The organism is Pseudomonas sp. NA-150, assembly GCF_044336365.1.
In the GTDB taxonomy this organism is placed as follows: domain Bacteria; phylum Pseudomonadota; class Gammaproteobacteria; order Pseudomonadales; family Pseudomonadaceae; genus Aquipseudomonas.
On record NZ_CP172305.1, the window covers coordinates 3,322,119 to 3,335,893 of the forward strand.

Below are 13,775 nucleotides of genomic sequence, written 5' to 3' on the forward strand. Positions count from 1 at the left end.
GTATGTGGCGGCGCTGGATTGAAAGCTCTGCAAACCAGGAGCCGCTGGAGCGTGTACTTGACTCGATTTGCCTGCACGGAGGGAGTTCTCCCGGAGGAAATGCACATGGCAAGCTGATTATCGTTCAGGGTGAGGCGGGAGCGGGAGCTAGTGCTTTCGCTTCACGCCTTCATTCAACGCTGGTGCGTAGAAAAATCCGATGTGTTTTCGTTCCCCGCCACCCCTTCAGTGCAGACTTCGCGCTTTATTCTCACTACTTGAAATCTCTGGGCTTACCCGACTCGTCAATTGACCTCAAGGCCGGCCAGAAGGTGACGTTGCATTACGAAGCAGCGATACAATTGCGGCGCTATCAGGCAGTCATTTGTGAAGATGCCCACGACTTCTTTTTTAGATTCAACGTCAAGCTACAGAACATCTATGACTCCCTCCAGCTGTTGATACAACCCCCAAACGGGCAGTGCATAATTTTATGCGGACTTCGTGACCCGTTGACGATCGTGGGGCACCGAGCGAAACAGATGGGAATTGAGGTTGAGTATGCCGATCTTGAAGCGATGCCCTGCGATCAATCGTATCTGGAGTTCGTTAACGATATCGCCGCGGCGGCCCCATTCGTTGGTGATCGCGGCATTGGCGATAGCGACAAGCGTCTGCGACAAATCATGCCTCCGATCAGCTCGATGGTGGGATTGCCCTTCGCCAACCCGAACGTGCAGCAATCCATACTGAGCGCACCCGATGCGCACCGTGCTTCATCGGAACCTCAGACCGTTTCTGAACCCACCCATATGCAACCTCCCAATGAAACCAACGGCGGCCCGAAACAAACGCAACTTGGTGCCGCATCGTGTATGCACCTTGATCCTGACCCCTTGACCGGCCGTGAGCTCGATGTAGCGATTTTGCATGCTCACACAAAGGGGTTGGTGGGCAATACGGTGTCGGTCGTTCTGGGGCTGTCGGCGGTCTCAATGCTAAAGATGAACTCCATCCCGGGAACGCCTGGCACCCACTCAACACAGCACAATGACGTGCCTCGCAGTGCTGCACTCTCCAGTCCGCGGCCCTTGGAAGATCCGAAGGTTGCACAGGGGGAGGTTGCCGCCCATAGCGCGGTTCCCTCAATCTCCTCAAGTGACGAAGCATTCAGCGACGCTAAGACCGCAGCGGATGGATCCCTTCTGTATGAGCTTGGTCGATTCGACGCTACGAGTGGAACGCAAATTTTGCTTCCCTTCATGATGAGCGAGCATCGGCAGATAGATTGGCAGTTGGAGTTAGGTCTTAACCTAACGGATCCTCGCGAAACTGCACCTCTCGTCACTGTTCAAGCGGCTGCAGCCGAAAAGCCTGTTGTTACCGGCGCACCGAGCAATTTGGTGCATGACTTCAGAGTTCATCTGGCTTTGAGAAATTCGCATCGGGACGACAGGCACAAACTGAGCAAAGCATTTTCAGGCTTCTTGACGCCTATTCATGACGAAACGCTGGGATCGTGGTTATCCCGTAATGCCACGTCGAGCTCGGTGACGGGAATACACACTGGATTTCTTGATTGGTGCACCAGACTGCTTCGGCCTATGGCTACGCCAGCGTTGGAGGCCGGTGCTCTCGATCGCAGCCAGCTATGGAATACTCAAAATGTACCCGCACAGGCCGATTTCATCGAGGAGCAAGCATTATGGAATCCTGAGGGACTACTGGGCAAACCTCAATCCCTAGATCCCTTGCAGGCCAAGCCCCTTGAGTGTGATGACTTGTACATCTCAGAAACCTTTCTCCAGGCGTTCCCTGACCTGACGCGTCAGCACATAACGGCAAAATTTCATCTGCCGATCAATGCGATGAGCCCGGAGAATAACCGTCGGTTCTGCGCACAGTGCCTCGCAGATGATGTGGCAGCAATGAGGGCTCCTGGATTGAGGCAAGCGTGGCGTTACAGAGGCGCGGTTTTGTGTACGGCACATCGGCAGCCAGTCATGCTGCAGAAATTGGAAAAGGGGAACCTGAGTAAATTTTCAGGCGCCTGGCAGGCTTACATGCAGCATACAACGCGAGGACATTTTGACCATGGGGTGGGGTTGGTTCTACGTAGCAGTTCGGGATATCAAGTCGCATCAGTCGAAACAAGAATTTGTCGAATAGTGCGGCGAATACAGGATTGGGTGGAGCATGCGCCAGCGAAGCCGACTGACGGAAAACCCTCCAAATACGCATTGTATTTTCTGCTCGGAGTATTTCTGTACCAAGCGAATCTCGTAAGCGAGGGTGGAGCTGCCCGGGCTTTATTGAGAGGCGAGCGAGGCTCGAGGTTAAACACGCGCGGATATGAAAAACCCAGCGCTGCGCAAATGGTCAAAAACATTGAGTCGGCATCGCCACGCTCATTGGCTATTGCTTATCTGCTTCTGGGGTTGGCGTTTGATGTGATCGCTGAAGAAGATTTGGTGATTCTTCGTCGAACACTCGTTTTCACAACCAGCGCTTTTCCAACATCTCGCGGAGAACTTAAAACAATAACTCGTTGTTTTCAGGCTTACCACTGCGACGCTATTTGGAGTAGTGCACTGAAACTTTTGCCCATTGATGACCTTGTACATTTGGCATGGCTGCTGAAAGATCATCTGTGAGTCATGGCTGCTCGAGTCGCTAGAAGTGTTGTGACCAGCTTGTAGAGAGAGAGGGGGCACTGAGCGGATGAGCGGATGAACGGATGAACGGATGAACGAGTTTAAGCCCACACTCTTCTGTGAAGTAGAATATTCCCTTGCTCGAGTCTCACCCTAACCCGTCATTACTTGGCCAAGACAGGCAAGGTGAAACACCACAGGAACAATCGAAGAGGCATGAACCCTTGGCCTCAGAGCGGACTGCTCAGCTAGTAGGGCGGACGGAGCCGGGGAACAGCCGAGCGATCAAAGCAAGACTAGGATTTGGTAACGGTGCCATCCGACCCGTAGCGATGCTGCTCGACGCCACCTGGTTGAAAATCTTGCCATGGTGATCCTCTCGGGGGCGCCACGGGCTGGGGTGTAATTCGAAGAATAGAGAGCAGCATGAAGGCCGGAGATTTTGTCAATATATAAGAAATGGTTGAATTACTGAAACCCCTCAAAACCCCAAGATAGAGCGTTCCCAAATAGATGAGCCGAATTCCGAGACGCTTGCGTTAGGTGCCGATGACCTTGAAAAATGACTCAAACGAGCGTTCCGATGAAGGACGAATTCGCCATCGGTTCATGAGCTTTTTGCCGTAAATTGACGAATTCCTTTTAGGCATGGTTGTCTAGGCCGGTGCAGCCCGGTGTTCACATCCGAAAATGTGGCTATGAGCGTCCCAAGGCGATCAAAATAGGTGTTATAGCTTCTTAGTATTAGACCAAATGCATTGTTGCAGATTACTCATGCAATCAACCTAACAGTTTGTTTTAATTGAATAAATACACCGCGCTTTGCATGTGTCGTGTGCTTAAGGCCTCCGCTGAGGCGCAGGTCAACTCCCATCCGTCGACAGCCTCATTGATTAAGATCGCGACTCCGAACGTAAAGTATTGATTAAGCTGATTTTATTTAGAAAACTATATGCTTAACCTCACCGATGACATTTAGCCAAAATTGTCCTACGCTAGACTCAAATCGACCTTCAAAGGGTGATGAACCATGAGTCGACCCCACAATTACGTTCGATACCTACAGCTTCAGAGCTTGATGGCGAGAGCTACCAGAGAGATGGAAGCACTTGAACGCACCGATGTCGATTTCCGACTGGATCGGGAGTTCAGCACCAAGCTTGATGAGTTGGTCAATCGATACGGTTACACGGATCAGGAAGTTCTGGATATTGTCCAGCTCGTTCAAGCGCACGAGGCTCAGGGGAGCAAGGGTATAAATATTCTCATGTCGCGCATTTCTCCTAACGATGCTTCCGACTCTGGAGCAGAGACTCTGGAGCAGAGAAGTGAGGCGCTTTAATCTTGAGGGTGCAATTGTGCTGGCATTAGGTTTTCTAAGGACGACTAAGCACTCAGGTCGGTCGGTGGGCGACCAAGTATCCATCGTTTAGTGTAAGGAGAAAGCTAATGGCCGCAATCATGGATTATCTATCTCTCATGGGCAAGATGGAGAAAATGGAGAATGACGCCTCTCTTGATAAGGATGCTAAGTTCTATCAAGAGTTCGTGGCTTTGAAAGCGCAATATAACTTTTCCGCCACAGATGTTCTTAGACTGTTGAGACCTGGTGACTCGGTTGCTGCGCCGTCGCTAATCGATGACCTGTTCGAAGTGATTCTATCGGAAGGTCGGCTGGCGGCTGCTGCAACTTCGATTACCAAGCCTTTGCGGCGGTATCGCAATCCTCATACGGGTGAAGTGGTAGAAACCCGGGGCTCGAATCACTGCAAGCTCCGAGAGTGGAAACATCAATACGGTGCAGAGGTGTTGCCTGCTTGGAGAGAGCTCTAAACGTAAGCGAAAGCTCCAACTGTCAGGGAGATCGCTAATTGTCCGTCAGGCATCTCGCTTCGTTGCCGTCCACGATTTCATCATCAACGCACCTGGGCGCTGGTATACGGCGCCTCAGCTAAGGTTTTCTCATCGTCATTGTGCGCCGTACGCCGTGCGCCGTACGGCCGAATGACGCGTAAAGACCCCAAGGAGTACATCTGTATACTTTGGGTGTCAAAGGCAAAACAGTTTAGGAAATTTAACGCCTCAGCTCCTCAGCCACCTATCCCACCAGTAAGCCCCTCACCGTCCAACCTGATAGTCCATGATGGAGGTCACGCCCGAGCCATGCGAACATGCCTGCAGGCGCCGATGAACCTTTGCAGGTAATACCGCTATTTTGCGAGATCAGAATGTCGCTGCTGCTCACTCGGGGCAGGACAGGCATTTCTAAGCTATCTCAAACACCGTTCCACTCGTTGGCTAGGCCATCCATCGCTTTGCTTTCGAGCTCGCTCAAAGCCGTACACGCAAACACCTGACCATGGTCACCAAATCCAATGCACAGCGTCATGGCATGGCATGGCATGGCATGGCATGGTGTTATGGGATGAGATCTTCTACGAAGTCGCCAAGGACTTTCCGGACGTTAATATCGACAAAGAACTGGTCGACGCAGTGACCACTCGCATGGTGCTCAAGCCTTCGACCCTGGACGTGATCGTCGCCACCAACCTGCACGCCGACATCCTGTCCGACCTCGCCGCCGCGTTGCCCGGCAGCCTGGGCATTGCGCCGACTGCCAACCTCAACCCATCGCGTAAATTCCCGTCGATGTTTGAGCCAATTCACGGTTCAGCTTTTGAAATCACCGGTAAAGGCGTGGCCAACCCGATTGCCACCTTCTGGACAGCCGCCATGATGCTTGAACATCTAGGCGAGCCAGCTGCCGCCAAGCAACTGATGTCAGCTATTGAGGCTGTGACTGAAAGCGGTCTGCATACTCCGGATCTGGGCGGCACAGCAAACACCCGCCAAATCACCGATGCGATTATCGGGTTGATCAAGCGCTAATTCAGATCCGTTTAAAGATGCAGCAATGGGTGATGCATAGGCAACTCCCATTGCTACCATTTTATCCTTTTGCGCCGGTGTCAGACATAGAAAGGTGCGGTAAACCCGCTTCACGTTGATCGCGGGTAGCAACTGGGTTTCACGGGCGCGACGCAGCAATCCCCAGACTCGACGGTAGCCATAGCTGGGCAGTTCGCTGACCTGTTGCTGGATTTCGGCCACCAACTCAGCGTCGTTCACAGGCCTGCTTCGCCGTGTCTTGGGCGATACCGATTGCTTGATTCGAACCGTTAATTGCGAGCGCTCCACACCGAGACATTCGCTGACCAGCTTCACTGGTCGTCCCCCGGCAATAAGGGTGAGTGCGCAATCCATTTTCGCGACCGGGCGTTCTCCACGGCCTCTTTGAGGATCTCCGCTTCCATCGTTTTCTTGCCCAACATCCGTTGCAGTTCACGGATCTGCTTGAGCGCATCGCTCAGCTCGGAGGCTGGCACCACGGCTTCACCGGCGCTGACCGCCGACAGACTGCCGTCCTGATACAGCTCGCGTCACAGGAATAACTGGTTGGCATTGATGCCGTTGCGCCGAGCGACGACCGACACACTTTGCCCTGACTCAAGGCTCTCGCGAACCATGTCCAGCTTTTGCTCTGGGCTCCAGCGGCGCCGCCGCTCCTGGCCCAAAAGCTCCCCATTCTTATCGTTGCTGTTAGTCATAAACATAACCGTTTGCCTATCCCTTATCGTAAGGGGGAAACGGTGTCCTGTCTTTCATGGGGCTCGTTCAGCGGTCGTGTCTTAACCGCTTCGGCAAATTCCAGCCCGGTCATTCCTGGCATCATGAAGTCGGTGATGATTAGGTCAGGATGCTCTCTATCAAGAATATCGAGCGCTTTGCGCGCACTGCCAGTTGTGAGCGTCTGAAATCCCTCATCTTCTAACGCGAAGCTAAGGATTTCAGCAATCAGATACTCATCGTCGATTATCAGAACCGTCGTCATATTCTGCTCATATTCGTTGGCATGCCTCGGAGCGTCAGTGGGATACGACGAACCCCGCCGCTACCTCGTTGCCAAATTCACTTCTCAAACCTTCTTAACGACTATCCCAGAGCTTCCCATGGCAACCTCAAGCAAAGAGAGGTCATAAGCGCTGTCTCTTACCTTCAGAATCGAAAGCTGGCGTTGAAGTTCATTACCATTCTGCTCAAATTGGATGAGCAGCAGGTTGTCAATTGCCCCGAATCGGCGTCGGTACCTACGACTATCTCTGAGAAGTCAATCGCCAAACCTTCCAAGACACCGAGGAAATGACCATGAATGTTTCTGCGTCCAATCCTGAATGTTTCAATGGCTCCGCACTCAAATACGCTCATCAGCGACTGACCATGAGTTCCGGCAGCCTTAGCACCGCTCAGTTGCCGCAGAGTCGGTGGTCAAGGCCGATCCGAACGCGACCCCACCTCGAATAAATAACATTAGCTGCTCGGCGGTCAGCGCCGCCTGCAAAATGGTTGGGATGGATAGGCTCGAAAATACCACATGCTAGGTTGTTATTAAGTCATAGACACTACATGCGGTAATTTGCATGGACATGACAAATATCGAAAAAGAAGCCTCCGAGCTGCTGCGCATGCTGTGGCGAGACCGATTTCACCTGTGGGGGGATCGGGAAATTACCCCGCTTCAGGCGCGTGATCCAAGGAAGGCAGCACTCGCCTATCGTACGGAATCATCACTGAAAAAGAAGCGGGCCATATAAGAGAAGTGATTTATTCCGCTACGATGGTTTTCCCAGTGAATCTTCGAGAGGTCAGATTCGAGATCCAGGGGGTTTTCACTACAGATACCCTTCTGGGTATCCGGGAGAAAGCACAGGTTTTATTAAGTCAGTCAGACCGAGATCAGATCGATTGGGTGCTGCGGTGAGTGGATGAATCGCATTAGAAATACGCATACCCACAGCGCGGCAACTCTATACGACTACTCGTAATCGGGCAGTAGCACCATTAGACTCGGTGTCCCATCAATCGGGATCATTACAGGTTTAGCCCAGAAGAGCGACAAGAACTCATCCCGCATGATCTACTCTCGCCAACTCCCAACAGCATTGGCAGCAACTTCGGGGAGAATGTTCAGAAAGGCTTAGGTAGACTTCAAATGAGGTCATTCAGGAGGCGCCAAACTGCCTCTGCTTTAAAAAATGCAGCGAATTAAGATTTCAAAACATGCTCCAAAAGGGGCGGCAGTCAAGGCTTCACTTCTGCCAATAACGTTGAACGGTGGATTTAGGTAAGCCCAGTTCCCGGATAACCTCTGCCTGGCTGAGGCCCTGGGCTTTCAATGCCAAGACTGCGGCCGCGCTCTGGGTGTTGGCTGGTTTTCCCCGAGATCTCTTTAAGAGAATCTCTCCATCGAATTGCTCGTGTACGGCTTCCATCCCTCCGGCCGCCTGGAAGGCGTCAAGTTGAGTCAGCGCGCGCTTGAGAGATTCATCTGGCGTCTCGTTTTTATCCAACGCAATACATATTGCCAAGAGCGTGATGGGGTCGAAATCGAGTGCATTCGATAGCTTCACGAGCTTGTCGAGGGTGATGTTGGTCTTACCCTGTTCGAGCAGGCCGATGTTCGCTTGAGCGCTGGCCTCAGCGAGGTCTTCATACCCCAGGCCTCTTAGGCGGCGAATGACCCTGATTGTCGCAGCGATCTCTTTCTTGAGTGACATGTCTGTCCAAAAGCGAGGATAGGGCCATATCGGGAGTGATCTGATAAATATCGAAAGCTAGCAATAACGGATCAAATGGGTTTATGATGCACCGGAGCTCTCGTCACCCGGCTATCCCTTGAAGACGTGTCTGGAGGTATCACAACGATCAAAGGCTCACATCAATATAGGTCTAAATCGAGTTTGAGTGGGATATGAAAATCCAGGTTTACTCCGACCTGCACAATGAGTTTTCGGTGTTCGAGCCACCGCCAATAAACGCTGATCTCGTCGTTCTCGCAGGGGACATCGACATCAAAGCACGTGGCGTAAGGTGGGCAAACGAGACGTTCAACGTTCCGACCTTGTATGTCTGCGGAAACCATGAATTCTACGGCGGACATATCGACCGCACACTGCAAAAAATGAAAGAGGCAGCGGCGCCTCACGTTCACGTTCTCGAAAACGAAGTTTGGATTTGGAAACAAACACGTTTCCTCTGCACAACTGCCTGGACTGATTTCAGTTCGACCGGAGACGCCGTTGCTGCGGCAAGAATTTGCTGGAATGCGATGAGTGATTTCAGTGCCATCAGAGCCGATACGAATTATCGCAGGCTGCGCCCGGATGACCTCGTAGCTCGGAATCGTGTTGCCGGCGAGTGGCTTACAGCTGAGCTTGAAAAACCGTTTGATGGCAAAACCGTTGTCATCACTCACCACGCTCCGATTCCTGAGGTCACGGATGATGGGCATGATGGTCACTTGTCTGCTGCTTATGCGAACCGCTGGCACGCGCTTCTAGAAAAAGCGGATGCATGGATTTTTGGTCATACCCATCACGCGGTTGATGTTGTGCTTGATGGGTGCCGGTTAGTCTCAAATCCGCGAGGTTATCCGGGGGAGAAAACGGGGTTCAGTGCGAGCGTGGAGATCGAAATTTGATGAGCCGTTCTGCGCCTGACACGACCGCACCTGAGTACTCCAGGTACTGGATCAAAAGCTTTGGAACACGCCTTTCTGATTGCCGATTTTCGCGACTACCAACGGTGATACAGAAAGCCAAGGGCGCTATACCAGATGCCGAGATTGTTGGTTTCTTGGCGTGTGTGATCGAAAGGCCGCCGATCATGACTGGTCTGATGTTTTGTGATCACCGTCATGAGTTCCCTGAAGGCCTCCCGGCTCGTACGCCACCTGTTTTAAGGCGTTATCACCGTGAAGGTTACTTGGTTGTCGTTGTTGAGGGCGGAGGCATTTATGTGATCGCTCACTGGTGGCATCAGAACGGCTCTATTGGCCCATTTAAAAAGGTGCATTAATGCCTAAAATTTCCAGTCGTTAGATAGCAAGCAATCGCCGAACGAGGCCGAAGCAGTCGCTGTCCCACGAAGCGTGGAACGCGCGATCAAAACCAATTTCGGAGTTCCAATTACGGGCTACCTGTGTTGCGCAATGTTTGATACGCATATCTCCTGCCTCGTAGGGATTGTTTTCCGAGAGAGTCGCGGTCGCTTTATAGATGGCGCGACCATCCGTACTTCAACTGTTAGTCGTCGTTCGGAGCAGGGGGACTACACGTTGTTTGAGACCATCAACGGCAGTCGGTATGTGGTTTGCGATTGGGCACGGGAGGGCGGCAGTCCAAGGTTTTCTGGAGCGCTTCATTAAGTGACTCCGCTATCAAAGTGTCCCGGATAGAGAGGTGCTGTTGTGTTCTGGAAGCGTAAGCGAATGAGCGATGCTGAGCGCGAATTTTCACGCTCGATCAAGGCTCTGAAGACCCTACGGGTCATCAACGGATGTATCTCAATCGATCCGCGCGAGGTGCTTGATCAGCCTGGTTACGAAGAAGATCGAGCACGTGCCGGTGCATGGGTGCGAGAGCGGCAACAGAAGATCAATGCGGCGAGCCTTGGTTGGAAAACGGTAGATCAAATAACGATTGAGTCGCTCTCGAAAGCACTTGCTCATAGCCTTATGCAATCGCGTCGCGACGGGCTCACTGTCGACCAAGCGATCAACCAGTTGCGTTGTGTGTTTGCGTCGGGCGAAAGAGACCAATGACAGGCGTAGCCCGAGAAACGTAGGCCGCCCAATTAATCACCTCAAGCCATACAGGAACCCCTGTATTTTTTACGAATAAATAGGTCACGTTTTGGACATTGAATTACTAGCTGATCTCTTGTACGGCCCAGCCCGTTTGTTGCAGGGTTCAAACCTATCCGACGAGCAACTACTGAAAATCTCAAACGAAGCTTTTGAAAACCAGTCGTTTTGCATCGTGAGAAATTGGATGCTAATCGACGTAATGCTGTCTGACGAGCATGAGCGAGCTATAAGCAAAGACGGCCTGACATCGACCCTCCTTTACGCGCCCACGGTCATTTCTGAAGTAGATGCCGCTGGCGTGATTTCCGACGGTGTACTGTCAACTTTTCAGCTGGGCTTCGATGGATTCCTTTTCGAAACCCAAGACGCGATTTACGTGCTCGCTGGGCGTGGCTGTCGCAAGCATGCCGGCGTTCCTGCTGTTTGCGCACTAGCTCGCGAGTGTGGCTCGAATTTTTGGAATGGGTATGAGCAACGATCTATTGCCGTTCCTGCGTGAGCGGTACCCGAAGCTCTTGGGCAGCCCCATTTTGCGGGAAATCGAATGTTTGCCGGGATGGGTGGGACTGCTCGACGAGCTATGCCGGACGCTCCAAAATTATATGGATGCTCATGACGATGCGCCGCCGATCAGAGTGTTACGGATTAAAGAAAAATACGGAGGGCTACGGTTTTACTATGACGGAGGTGATTCTTTTTCTCGTGCTATGGTCGATGCGGCGGTCGAGCGCTCGTTAATTACATGCGAGGTTTGTGGCCTGCCAGGGGATTTGATTGGAGAGCGATGGTTCAGCGTGCGGTGCCCAATGCACGTGATACATCCATAGAGGAATTTCCTTTTGATCCAGCTCACACAAAAGAGAGCCTGAATTTTTCACGGTCAACACTCATGTAGTGTTTGGCAATATGGCGATGATTTATGGCAGCAATTACGCTCCAGATTCACTCCGACGGCCAATGGCACGATGCTGTGGAAGTCAGCTTCGACTCACCGGAAAACGGTCTGCGCAGTCGATGCAGTACGCATTACAGAGTTGGCTATCTTGTCGACCAGTTCGATAAACTGGGTACGGTGAAATCACCAGCGATAAGCGTAAATTTACCGCTTGGCTGGGATATTCAGCGGGGCAGTGCTCCCGCGTTCCTTCATGACATTATCTCGTCCGGCGCCGCTCGCCGGCACATCTTGGCCCAGGAGGCAGTGCCACCAGGCATGTCGATAGATCACATGCTGTTGCAGCGTTTCGCTACCGCGCCAATAGGTCATATGCGGATAAAAAGCGCAGCAGAAGCGGTGTGCGCCCAAGTGAAAGTGACTGGATTCAGCCGAGAAGACGTTCTGCAGAGAGGCATGGGCTTTCTCGATCTTGCTCGCGGATCAGGATTAGCGATAAACGGCGCTCTCGGTGCAAGCGGAGAGGCGCCAAAAATGCTGATTTCAGAAGATGCCTCTGGAGATTTTTACCCAAATGAGGCGTTACCGGATGAAGAAGTGCACCGACACTGGTTTGTTAAATATCCGCGTAATAGGGCCGGCAGGACAGACCGCAACATTTTGCACAGTGAATATTGCTATTACCGCGCATTGGGGGAGTTTGGCTTCGACACGATATCGTCCGAAGGATTGGCCTACGAGCCGGAGAATTTGCCTTCCCTTTGGATGCAAAGATTCGATCGAAAATTCACCCCTGACGGAGTGGAGCGTATCGGTGTCGAGTCAATGTATTCGCTGTGTGGCGTCACGCAACCGGGCAGTAGAATGAACCATGTTGAAGTCGTGGAACAGCTGGCAAAAGCATGGGTTGCCGCCCGCCAGGAAAAAGAAATCCCGTCCATGATTAGCGAATATCTGCGTCGGGAGTTGATCAACCTCATACTTGGGAACAGCGACAATCACGGCCGGAATCTTTCCATTATTCGCACTAAAGAACGAGTGGCATTCGCCCCGATGTACGACATAGCGCCAATGGTGATGGACAGAGAAGGGATCGTGCGCAGTACCCGATGGCCAAAGGAGATAGAGCGTTTAGGCACGGTTGATTGGCTCGCTGTGTGCGCGCGCTTAGTGCATTTGGCAGATCCTGAATGGTTGTTCAATTGCTTACAAGCAGATGCTCGGTTGCTTTTAGGGTTGCCGGATCTGCTGCTCGATCTAAGGCTGCCGGAGGAAACCTGGCGGTCTCCACTGATTCCGTTGAGGTTCCTGGGAGACACGTTTCGTCGATGGCAACTCATGTGAGCCAGCAGCTTTGAGGCGTTGATTCTAATGCGGGCATCGGCAGGCGATGAAACTGAAGATATAAGCCCGCTGTAGGGAGCGAAAATTGATACGGGCTTGACAGACCAGACCACAAAAATGAGAGGCTTATAACGACACGTTGAAGACGATTAAGCGCTACCACTACATGCCTGCCTTATTCAGATACCGTAGTTAGAGGAGCTCTTCGTATGATGGAAGTGAGTCGTAAACCATCTTGATCAGGTCTACGCCGTATTTTCGCTCAAGGCGTCTGACTATGAAGTGACCTCTCGCCATGTTCTGGAAGTGACTCATAAAAATAGCGTTTATGCCCGCCCCTCCGAGGGCACCGAAAATCGGAATGATCTGAGCGGCAAACTTTTCGCTATACGTTATCCCTAATTTTTCGGCAACCTTCTGGATCAGTAGAACTAGTCGGGGTGCGGTTTTCTCTGTGCCTGTTTTGGCAGCGTTTGCTGCACTCCCTGCGACAGCGTTTTCCATCTCTTTGGCCACATACTGAGCGCTAGCGTGCACCTCATAGGCGAGAGCTGTACGAACTGCATAATAACCAGACTCGGTCGAGTCATCATTTTTAGACGGGCCGCCTAGGGCGAATACCTTTAAGCACTCCGGAATAAAATTCCCGGATTTGAGCGATTCACCTTCGCTGCGGCCTATGTCGGCAATCGATCTGAGAATGATTGTTGTGGTGATCGGAACTTCAATAGCCATCACCCCAAGGCCAAAAAAACCGCTGACTCCGCCAGTAATGGCAACAGAGGCTATGTGTGATTTGTTCCAAGATTCTTGTTGTGAGTCACCCATGGTTTTCAGGGCCCATCGTGCAGATTTCATTAATGCAGACTGCAGAGTAGAGCTAAGGCGTTTGCTGAAACCTTTAGGGAGTCTCTTTATTCCTGCTTCGAGAGGGGCGCCGACCAAGTTAGTCAGTTGGGCTATTAGCCCAGGATTCTCAAGAAAATTCTTTGCCTGCTGCAAAGAGCGGTGATCAGAAGGTTGGAGTTGAGCGACTTCAGGTGCGTTCGACATAGCAGCGCTTCCTTTTAAGGCCTGGCTGGATATCCGTGCATTGCTTAAAGTATGTCAGCGCGTGGCGGGGCCGTCGATATCGCAGTCGTCAAAGTGGGCGCGCCTCTGATTTTTTAGACGCACTGTGGGCGTTTCTGACCGATTT

The 13,775-nt window shown here is 52.0% G+C and carries 12 protein-coding genes and 2 pseudogenes; 10 read left to right on the top strand and 4 right to left on the bottom strand.

Annotation, left to right across the window (positions count from 1 at the left end):
* Nucleotides 1–2 precede the first annotated feature (2 nt).
* From ACF0H7_RS15705 to ACF0H7_RS15720, 4 genes and pseudogenes are all read left to right on the top strand, one after another.
* On the top strand, nucleotides 3–2,633 hold the full coding sequence (locus tag ACF0H7_RS15705) for a TniQ family protein (protein WP_397453641.1): 2,631 nt from the start codon (nucleotides 3–5) through the stop codon (nucleotides 2,631–2,633).
* Between the two features lie 1,099 nt (nucleotides 2,634–3,732).
* Complete coding sequence (locus ACF0H7_RS15710; protein ID WP_397453642.1) at nucleotides 3,733–3,975, top strand: hypothetical protein; 243 nt, start codon at nucleotides 3,733–3,735, stop codon at nucleotides 3,973–3,975.
* A gap of 107 nt (nucleotides 3,976–4,082) precedes the next feature.
* The gene (locus ACF0H7_RS15715; protein WP_397453643.1) at nucleotides 4,083–4,466 is read left to right on the top strand and encodes a histone-like nucleoid-structuring protein, MvaT/MvaU family; all 384 of its coding nucleotides are present in this window, start codon (nucleotides 4,083–4,085) and stop codon (nucleotides 4,464–4,466) included.
* A 472-nt stretch (nucleotides 4,467–4,938) separates the two neighbouring features.
* Nucleotides 4,939–5,522: pseudogene (locus tag ACF0H7_RS15720) on the top strand (isocitrate/isopropylmalate family dehydrogenase); the annotation flags it as partial.
* Nucleotides 5,523–5,618: 96 nt separating this feature from the next.
* On the opposite strand, the pseudogene ACF0H7_RS15725 reads toward ACF0H7_RS15720, so the two are convergent.
* Nucleotides 5,619–6,241 (bottom strand): annotated as a pseudogene (locus tag ACF0H7_RS15725) (transposase); the annotation flags it as partial.
* Between the two features lie 23 nt (nucleotides 6,242–6,264).
* The gene (locus tag ACF0H7_RS15730; protein WP_397453644.1) at nucleotides 6,265–6,525 is read right to left on the bottom strand and encodes a response regulator; all 261 of its coding nucleotides are present in this window, start codon (nucleotides 6,523–6,525) and stop codon (nucleotides 6,265–6,267) included.
* Nucleotides 6,526–7,111: 586 nt separating this feature from the next.
* Here ACF0H7_RS15730 and ACF0H7_RS15735 point away from each other — a divergent pair.
* Nucleotides 7,112–7,285, top strand: coding sequence for a hypothetical protein (locus ACF0H7_RS15735; RefSeq protein WP_397453645.1), 174 nt, complete (start codon nucleotides 7,112–7,114; stop codon nucleotides 7,283–7,285).
* Between the two features lie 495 nt (nucleotides 7,286–7,780).
* Here the strand turns inward: ACF0H7_RS15735 and ACF0H7_RS15740 are convergent, their stop codons facing one another.
* Nucleotides 7,781–8,248: a helix-turn-helix domain-containing protein gene (locus tag ACF0H7_RS15740; RefSeq protein WP_397453646.1), complete on the bottom strand. Its 468-nt coding sequence runs from the start codon at nucleotides 8,246–8,248 to the stop codon at nucleotides 7,781–7,783.
* Between the two features lie 194 nt (nucleotides 8,249–8,442).
* Here ACF0H7_RS15740 and ACF0H7_RS15745 point away from each other — a divergent pair, with 194 nt between their 5' ends.
* The 5 genes from ACF0H7_RS15745 to ACF0H7_RS15765 all read left to right on the top strand — a co-directional run bounded on the left by ACF0H7_RS15745 (nucleotide 8,443) and on the right by ACF0H7_RS15765 (nucleotide 12,577).
* Nucleotides 8,443–9,171, top strand: coding sequence for a metallophosphoesterase family protein (locus ACF0H7_RS15745; protein ID WP_397453647.1), 729 nt, complete (start codon nucleotides 8,443–8,445; stop codon nucleotides 9,169–9,171).
* Nucleotides 9,171–9,548 carry a hypothetical protein gene (locus ACF0H7_RS15750; RefSeq protein WP_397453648.1) on the top strand — a complete coding sequence of 126 codons (378 nt, stop codon included), beginning with the start codon at nucleotides 9,171–9,173 and terminating at the stop codon, nucleotides 9,546–9,548. The genes ACF0H7_RS15745 and ACF0H7_RS15750 overlap by 1 nt, the downstream gene beginning before the upstream one ends.
* Before the next feature lie 412 nt (nucleotides 9,549–9,960).
* On the top strand, nucleotides 9,961–10,293 hold the full coding sequence (locus tag ACF0H7_RS15755; RefSeq protein WP_397453649.1) for a hypothetical protein: 333 nt from the start codon (nucleotides 9,961–9,963) through the stop codon (nucleotides 10,291–10,293).
* A 91-nt stretch (nucleotides 10,294–10,384) separates the two neighbouring features.
* A complete protein-coding gene (locus ACF0H7_RS15760; RefSeq protein WP_397453650.1) occupies nucleotides 10,385–10,837 on the top strand; it encodes a DUF6957 family protein in 453 nt (150 codons plus the stop codon).
* Between the two features lie 420 nt (nucleotides 10,838–11,257).
* Nucleotides 11,258–12,577, top strand: a complete 1,320-nt coding sequence (locus ACF0H7_RS15765; protein ID WP_397453651.1) for a type II toxin-antitoxin system HipA family toxin — start codon at nucleotides 11,258–11,260, stop codon at nucleotides 12,575–12,577.
* A gap of 192 nt (nucleotides 12,578–12,769) precedes the next feature.
* On the opposite strand, the gene ACF0H7_RS15770 is transcribed toward ACF0H7_RS15765, so the two are convergent.
* Nucleotides 12,770–13,630 carry an EcsC family protein gene (locus ACF0H7_RS15770; RefSeq protein ID WP_397453652.1) on the bottom strand — a complete coding sequence of 287 codons (861 nt, stop codon included), beginning with the start codon at nucleotides 13,628–13,630 and terminating at the stop codon, nucleotides 12,770–12,772.
* Nucleotides 13,631–13,775 lie beyond the last annotated feature (145 nt).